9 protein-coding genes are annotated in these 7,356 nt (G+C 66.7%); 6 read left to right on the forward strand and 3 right to left on the reverse strand.

The window, feature by feature from the left end:
* Positions 1–475 (reverse strand): PH domain-containing protein (locus tag ACFWF3_RS17245; RefSeq protein WP_379314438.1); only part of this gene is annotated, 475 nt, incomplete at its 3' end.
* 148 nt (positions 476–623) lie between these two features.
* On the opposite strand from ACFWF3_RS17245, the gene ACFWF3_RS17250 reads away from it, so the two are divergent.
* A complete protein-coding gene (locus tag ACFWF3_RS17250) occupies positions 624–1,592 on the forward strand; it encodes an acyl-ACP desaturase (RefSeq protein WP_378995419.1) in 969 nt (322 codons plus the stop codon).
* Positions 1,593–1,628: 36 nt separating this feature from the next.
* On the opposite strand, the gene ACFWF3_RS17255 is transcribed toward ACFWF3_RS17250, so the two are convergent.
* Complete coding sequence (locus ACFWF3_RS17255; RefSeq protein WP_379314439.1) at positions 1,629–2,417, reverse strand: biotin--[acetyl-CoA-carboxylase] ligase; 789 nt, start codon at positions 2,415–2,417, stop codon at positions 1,629–1,631.
* 123 nt (positions 2,418–2,540) lie between these two features.
* Between ACFWF3_RS17255 and ACFWF3_RS17260 the strand changes: the two genes are divergently transcribed.
* The 3 genes from ACFWF3_RS17260 (at position 2,541) to ACFWF3_RS17270 (ending at position 5,319) form a co-directional block, all read left to right on the forward strand.
* Positions 2,541–4,181 (forward strand): acyl-CoA carboxylase subunit beta, encoded by a 1,641-nt coding sequence (locus ACFWF3_RS17260; RefSeq protein ID WP_378995413.1) that lies wholly within the window; start codon positions 2,541–2,543, stop codon positions 4,179–4,181.
* 129 nt (positions 4,182–4,310) lie between these two features.
* The gene (locus ACFWF3_RS17265) at positions 4,311–4,640 is read left to right on the forward strand and encodes an acyl-CoA carboxylase epsilon subunit (protein ID WP_378995411.1); all 330 of its coding nucleotides are present in this window, start codon (positions 4,311–4,313) and stop codon (positions 4,638–4,640) included.
* 43 nt (positions 4,641–4,683) lie between these two features.
* Complete coding sequence (locus tag ACFWF3_RS17270; RefSeq protein WP_379314441.1) at positions 4,684–5,319, forward strand: Maf family protein; 636 nt, start codon at positions 4,684–4,686, stop codon at positions 5,317–5,319.
* Here the strand turns inward: ACFWF3_RS17270 and ACFWF3_RS17275 are convergent.
* Entirely contained in the window at positions 5,245–6,009 is a 765-nt protein-coding gene (locus ACFWF3_RS17275; protein ID WP_379314440.1) for a helix-turn-helix transcriptional regulator, read from the reverse strand. The genes ACFWF3_RS17270 and ACFWF3_RS17275 overlap by 75 nt on opposite strands.
* 148 nt (positions 6,010–6,157) lie before the next feature.
* Between ACFWF3_RS17275 and ACFWF3_RS17280 the strand changes: the two genes are divergently transcribed.
* Both ACFWF3_RS17280 and ACFWF3_RS17285 read left to right on the forward strand, forming a co-directional pair.
* The gene (locus tag ACFWF3_RS17280; protein ID WP_379314442.1) at positions 6,158–7,048 is read left to right on the forward strand and encodes a sulfurtransferase; all 891 of its coding nucleotides are present in this window, start codon (positions 6,158–6,160) and stop codon (positions 7,046–7,048) included.
* Positions 7,049–7,236: 188 nt separating this feature from the next.
* Positions 7,237–7,356, forward strand: a 120-nt coding sequence (locus tag ACFWF3_RS17285; protein WP_379314443.1) for a biotin carboxylase N-terminal domain-containing protein, incomplete at its 3' end; no start/stop codon positions are given.

Consider the following 7,356-nt stretch of genomic DNA (forward strand, 5'->3'; position numbering starts at 1 on the left):
GCACCACGGTGCAGCCGGCCAGCAACGCGGGTCCGAGCTTGTTCGCGGTTCTACCACACCTTCCACATGCAGAGCCGATGATCAGGGTGCCGGTGCCGAGCGCCCGGTCCAGCAGACCGTGGCGGAACTGCACACTGGAGATCCGGCTGAGCGGGATATCGATGCCGGTATGGGTGAGCACGCCCTGGCGCACCAGCACCCGCCGACCCGTGACGATGAAATGCGTCGACTTCCAGGCGATCACGCGCGCGACGACCCGCCACGCGACCAGCCCGAGCCAGGCCAGCCCGATCAGGATCAGCAACACCGTGCGCACGTGACCGGTGGTGTTGCGCCAGGCCAGGCCGCCGAGGAATCCGGCGATCGCGGTCACGACGATGAGAGTGACGATGGGCCACACCAACATCTTCCAGTGTGGGTGGCGGTGCAGGATCAACTGCTCGTCGGGCGCGAGGACATCCTCCGGGTAACCCATGACCGAACAGTACCGCGCTGGGACGTCGGGTCCGGCGAGAGTCGCACCGCATTTCTCGATGCCACGGCCGAGGCGATACTGTGGATTACACGCTAGATGCCAGGTTTTGCCCTTATCTGCTTGCTCGATACCGACAGTGGAGGCACGCGTGACCGAAGATCTGACTCAGCTCGAAATCCTCACGGCCCTCGAACCAGTGGCCGAACAGAACCTCAACCGGCACCTTTCCATCGCCAAGGACTGGAATCCGCACGATTACGTGCCGTGGGAGGAAGGCCGCAATTTCGCCGCGATGGGCGGAAGCGATTGGGAGCCATCACAATCCAGGCTCACCGACGTCGCCAAGGCGGCGATGATCACCAATCTGCTCACCGAGGACAACCTGCCCTCCTACCACCGCGAGATCGCCGAGAACTTCTCCCTCGACGGCGCGTGGGGCACCTGGGTGGGCCGCTGGACCGCCGAGGAGAACCGCCACGGCATCGTGATCCGCGACTACCTCGTCGTCACCCGCGGCGTCGACCCGGTGGCGCTGGAGGAAGCGCGGATGGTCCACATGACCCAGGGCGCGCACGCACCGGCGAACTGGGGTGGATTCCTGGTCAACGTCGCGTATGTGACGTTCCAGGAGCTGGCCACCCGGGTGAGCCACCGCAATACCGGTCGGGTCTGCGACGACCCGATCGCCGACAAGATGCTGGCCCGCGTCGCCACCGACGAGAACCTGCACATGATCTTCTACCGCAACCTGTGCGCGGCGGCGCTCGACCTGGCCCCCGACCAGGCGATGCCCGCGATCACCAAGGTGCTCACCAATTTCCAGATGCCGGGCGCGGGCATGCCCAACTGGCGGCGCAACGGCGTGCTGATGGCCAAGCACGGGATCTACGACCTGCGCCAGCACCTCGACGAGGTGGTGCGGCCGGTGCTCAAGCAGTGGAACGTCTTCGACCGCAACGACTTCGGTGCGCGCGGTGAGACAGCGCGCGATGAACTCGCGCTGTTCATCGACAAGCTGGAGAAGGACGTGCTGCGGTTCGAGGAGCAGCGCGACCGGCTGCTGGCGCGCGAGCGCGAGGTGGCCGAGCGCGCGACCGCGGGTGCGGCCGCACACTGATCCGTCTCGGCGACGGGCCCGGCTCCGGGCCCGTCGTCAGTACTGTCCGCGCAGGTGGGAAACGTCGCCGGCCGATACCGCCCGCTCACCGATGAGCAGCCGCCCGGTGTCGTCGACATCGCTCGCCACCCCGGTGAGCACCGTCCCGCCGGGCAGTTCGGCACGCACTTCCATGCCGATGGTGGCGCATCGCTCACGGTATTCGGCCACCAGATCGACGGTGTCCCAGCCCGACCGCTCCCACGCGGTGAAGCGGCGCGAGAACTCCGCCAGGATCGCCGCGACCAGCGCGGTGCGGTCGACGTCGGTCGCACCGGCCAAGCTCAGCGAAGTCGCATGGGCGACAGGCAGTTCCGATTCGGCGAGGTCGACGTTCATTCCGATGCCGACCACCACCGCGGGTGCGATGCCGGTCGCGGCGACCTCGGCCAGGATGCCCGCGAGTTTGCGGCCGTCGAGCAGAACATCGTTGGGCCACTTCAATTCCGGTGCGACACCGGCGGTGCCGCGCAGCGCGTCGACCACCGCGATGCCGGTGAGCAACGGCAACCAGCCGAGCGCGGCGGGGTCGATGCCGGGCAGGCGCACCAGGATCGACAGCGAGATCTGCGCGCGGGGCGGACTCACCCACGCGCGGGCATGTCTGCCGCGACCGCTCACCTGTTCCTCGGCGAGCAGAGCCTGACGATCGGCGGACGGGTCGGCGGCGCGAGCAACCAGGTCGGCGTTGGTCGATCCGGTCGATTCGACTACATCGATCCGGTCGTAGAACGACAGGCCCGGCGAGCTGCGCAGACCCTGTACGTCGATGGGTGCCCTGTTCATTCCCGGCAGGTTACTGGAGTTCTCTGTGAACGGTCATGACCATAGCTAGCTGGGGTTTCTCTACTGGCCGGTAAGCGAGACTGCCGTGGTGCGCGGAGGTGTCACTCGTTACACTCGCAACCCATGACGAGTGTCCAGCAGCAGCCCGCATCGGAATCGGCGGGCGCCCCCGATATCCACACCACCGCCGGGAAGCTGGCTGATCTGCGGAATCGGCTGGAAGAAGCGCAACACCCGATGGGTGAGACCGCGGTCGACAAGGTGCACGCCAAGGGCAAGATGACCGCGCGTGAGCGCATCCTCGCCCTGGTCGACGAAGGCTCCTTCGTCGAACTCGATGCCCTCGCCAAGCACCGCAGCGTGAATTTCGGCCTGGAGCACAACCGCCCGCTCGGTGACGGCGTCGTCACCGGCTACGGCACCATCGACGGCCGCGACGTGTGCATCTTCTCGCAGGACGTCACCGTGTTCGGTGGCTCGCTCGGCGAGGTCTACGGCGAGAAGATCGTCAAGGTGATGGACCTGGCGATCAAGACCGGCCGTCCGCTGGTCGGTATCAACGAGGGCGCGGGCGCGCGTATCCAGGAGGGTGTCGTCTCCCTCGGGCTCTACGGCGAGATCTTCCACCGCAACGTGCAGGCCTCCGGCGTGATCCCGCAGATCTCGCTGATCATGGGCGCCGCCGCCGGTGGTCATGTGTACTCCCCCGCGCTCACCGACTTCGTGGTGATGGTCGATCAGACCTCGCAGATGTTCGTCACCGGGCCCGACGTGATCAAGACCGTCACCGGTGAAGAGGTCTCGATGGAGGACCTGGGTGGCGCGCACACCCACATGGTGAAGTCCGGCGTGGCCCACTACGTGGCCTCCGGTGAGCAGGATGCCCTCGACTACGTCAAGGACCTGCTGAGCTACCTGCCGAGCAACAACCGCGCAGAGGCCCCGCGCCACGCTCCGACCGACCCGATCAACGGTGCGATCGAGGATGCCCTCACCGACGAGGACATCGAGCTCGACACGATCATCCCGGACTCGCCGAACCAGCCCTACGACATGCACGAGGTCATCCGTCGGCTGCTCGACGACGACGAGTTCCTCGAGGTCCAGGCCGAGCGCGCGATGAACATCATCTGCGGCTTCGGCCGGGTGGACGGGCGCAGCGTCGGCATCGTCGCCAACCAGCCGACCCAGTTCGCCGGCTGCCTCGACATCGACGCCTCGGAGAAGGCCGCGCGCTTCGTGCGCACCTGCGACGCCTTCAACATCCCGATCATCACCCTTGTGGACGTACCCGGCTTCCTGCCCGGCACCGGCCAGGAATACAACGGCATCATCCGCCGCGGTGCGAAGCTGCTCTACGCCTATGGCGAGGCCACTGTGGGCAAGATCACGATCATCACTCGCAAGGCCTATGGCGGCGCCTACGACGTCATGGGTTCCAAGCACATGGGCGCCGATGTGAACCTGGCATGGCCCACCGCCCAGATCGCCGTGATGGGCGCCTCCGGCGCTGTCGGATTCGTCTACCGCAAGCAGCTGCTCGAAGCCGCCAAGAACGGCGACGACGTCGATGCGCTGCGCCTCGAGCTGCAGAACGAGTACGAGGACACTCTCGTGAACCCGTACGTCGCCGCCGAGCGCGGCTACGTGGACGCGGTCATCCCGCCCTCACACACCCGTGGCCAGATCGTGTCGGCGCTGCGGCTCCTCGAGCGCAAAATGGTGACCATGCCGCCGAAGAAACACGGCAACATTCCGCTCTGAAAACGCGATATCCCGGATAGGCCGCGCACACTTGTTGTGGAAGACAACTATTGATCGGCGCGGCCGCACCGGGAATGATCGCGTCAACCGCGCTGTGAAGCGAAGTAAGTGCAGGAAGGATCTGGCACTGTGACAACTGTGGCAGAAGAAGACGTGTTGACAGTCGCCGAGCTCGAGCTCGTCGTCGAACCACTCGTCGAAGAGGTCGACCTGCCGGCGGGCACGGTGGCGCAGGCCACCGTCGACGCCGCGGGCGAACCACTGTTCCGCATTCTCAAGGGCTCGCCCACCGATCAGGACATCGCGGCTCTGGTCGCCGTCCTGAGCGCGGCGACGGCCGACGCACCCGTCGGCGGATCGAACGGACCGGCCGACGCATGGGGCACATCGACGATGATGCATCGGGGCACGAACCCGTTCTCGCCGTACGTGTACCCGATGCTGTCGCACCTGCGCTGAGGTGACCGAAGCTGGTGCGGCGGTCACCGGAGCTGCTGCTGCGGTGACCAGGCTGGTGCTGGCGTCGGCGTCGCCTGCCCGGCTCGGGATCCTGCGCACCGCGGGTATCGATCCCGTGGTGCGGGTCTCGGGTGTAGACGAGGACGCGGTGTCGGCGGCACTGCCCGCCGGTACCTCCTCGCACGATGTCGTCGTCGCCCTGGCTCGTGCCAAGGCGGCCGACGTCGCCGCGTCGATTCCCGAATTCGGTGCCGACTGTGTCGTCGTCGGCTGCGATTCGATGCTGCTCGTCGACGGGCAGCTCCAAGGCAAACCGCACACCCCGGAGGTGGCGCGCGAGCGCTGGGCCACGATGGCGGGCCGCAGCGCGGATCTGATCACCGGGCACTGCGTGCTGCGGCTGCACGATGGCGAAATCGTCGCCGAGTCGGCCGAATGCAGCAGTACCACGGTGCATTTCGCGAAGCCGACGCCGGATGAGCTCGATACCTATATCGCGTCGGGCGAGCCGCTGAAGGTCGCGGGGGCATTCACCCTGGACGGGCTGGGCGGCTGGTTCGTCGACCGGATCGAAGGCGATCCGTCCAGCGTCATCGGGATCGGACTACCGCTGTTGCGCCGGCTGCTCGAAGACGTCGGTGTCGGTGTCACGCAACTGTGGCGGGATCCGCGGGACTGACGGCGCGATCACGTGCTCATCCCCCGGCTCCATGGCCGGGGTACGGTCGGGCGCGGTCATCGTCAGATCGAGCCGGGCCGTACACAGCTCGGGCTCGACGAAGGGGTGCAGCTGCACGTCCACCCGGCCACGGGCGCCGTTGCGTTCGAGCACCTCCCGCATGAGCCCCATGTGCACGCCGCACACCACTTCGGCGTGTGAGCGGGCCAGTTCCCGCAGCGGGCAGGCCGTCAGGTTGATCTGGACGTGCTCGGAGGTCTCACCGGCGGGTTCCTTCTCGGGTGCGAACCCGAGCTCCGACATCAGCGACATGGTGATGTCCCTGGCGTCGGCGAGGGTTTCCACCGGCTGGGTGCCGATGTCCATCCGGGCACCCCAGGCGCGACCAGCGGCCACGGCGGCGGCGGAACGGGCGATCGGATCGGGGCCGAGATGGTCTGCCAGTACCTGCGCGAGCTCCTGATATCCCACCGACCGCTGCACCGCGCGATAGCCGATGCGCGGGCGGCCGCGGCCGCGTGGCGGTTGCTGGAACTGGCGAACCAGCGATTCGCGGGTGAGGACGTCGAGGTGGAATCGGACGGTGGTGACGTGCTGTCCGGTGATGCGGGCCAGTTCCTGGGCATCGAGGGGCTCGGTGGCGCCACGTAGGATCGCGAGCAGTCGCCGTCGCGGCCAAGAATCGGACATAGCTCACCCCTCCTCTCCAGAGACTTTATCGGACATCCGTGCGCTTTATTCGCCCATTGTGTCGATTCGTGATGTGCCACCACACACTTACCATCGGCTGCGACCACACAGTGGTCGCACCCACCCAACTCGCGTGAAGGACCACACCGTGCCCGTCGCCCCGGATCCGCACCCCGCCTTCGGTTCCTACGCAGTCCCGCATCGATTGGTAACCACAGAATGGCTGTCCGCAAACATCGGCGTGCGTGGTTTACGAATCATCGAGTCCAACGATGACATCCTGCTCTATGACATCGGCCATGTCCCAGGCGCGGTCAAGATCGACTGGCGCGGCGACCTGAGCGACCCGGTGACCCGCGATTATGTCGACGGCAAGCGCTTCACCGAGCTGATGCGCGCCAAGGGCATCGAGCGCGACGACACGATCGTGATCTACGGCGACCGCGGCAACGCCCAGGCCGCGCACACCGCCTGGATCTTCACCCTGTTCGGCCACGAGGACGTGCGCCTGCTCGACGGCGGCCGCGACGCCTGGATCTCCGAGGAACGCGACACCACATTCGACCAGCCCTACCCCACGCCCAGCGACTACCCCGAGGTCACGCGCGACGACACGACCGCCCGCGCGTTCCGCGAGGACGTACTCGCCAGACTCGGCGAACCCCTCGTCGATGTGCGCTCGGCGCAGGAGTACTCCGGCGAGCTCGAGGACAAACCGCGCAACCAGGAGTACGCCGCCCTGCGCGGCGGGCACGTGCCGACGGCGGTGAACATCCCGTGGACCGAGGCCGCCACGATCGACGGCCGCTTCCGCTCCCGCGCCGACCTGGACGAGGTCTACGGCACGCTTCCCGCCGACGACCTGGTCGTCTACAGCGGGGTGGGCGAGCGGTCCAGCCACACCTGGTTCGTCCTGACCTTCCTGCTCGGCCGCAGGTCGGTGCGCAATTACGACGGATCGTGGATCGAATGGGGCAACTCGGTGCGGGTACCGATCGTCACGGGCACTGAACCAGGTGTCGCGAATCGGATCATTTGAAACATGTTCACATCACTGGACGCCGCGTAGTGTGACCTGCGACCTACTCGACAGTAGGGCTAGCCGAGTTCGAGCAGGGTTGGCACACTGCCTACACTCGCCCGAGACGAAAGTTGTCGATACCGGGCACGGGGCCTAACCGGCGACCCGTTCCCCGACGCGACCAAAGATTGCACACAGGAGGCTCAGTGCCCAGCCATGCCAGCGCACGGATCACGAAGGTACTCGTAGCTAACCGCGGCGAGATCGCGGTTCGCGTGATCCGGGCTGCCAAGGACGCGGGAATCACCAGCGTCGCGGTGTACGCC

Origin of the sequence: Nocardia sp. NPDC060220, assembly GCF_042727815.1 — a bacterium.
GTDB lineage: Bacteria > Actinomycetota > Actinomycetes > Mycobacteriales > Mycobacteriaceae > Nocardia.

What these genes read in the sequence shown, in the direction of transcription:
- ACFWF3_RS17255 (WP_379314439.1), bottom strand. Translation starts at nt 2,417, where the DNA reads ATGAACAGGGCACCCATCGACGTACAGGGTCTGCGCAGCTCGCCGGGC.
- ACFWF3_RS17260 (WP_378995413.1), top strand. Translation starts at nt 2,541, where the DNA reads ATGACGAGTGTCCAGCAGCAGCCCGCATCGGAATCGGCGGGCGCCCCC.
- ACFWF3_RS17275 (WP_379314440.1), bottom strand. Translation starts at nt 6,009, where the DNA reads ATGTCCGATTCTTGGCCGCGACGGCGACTGCTCGCGATCCTACGTGGC.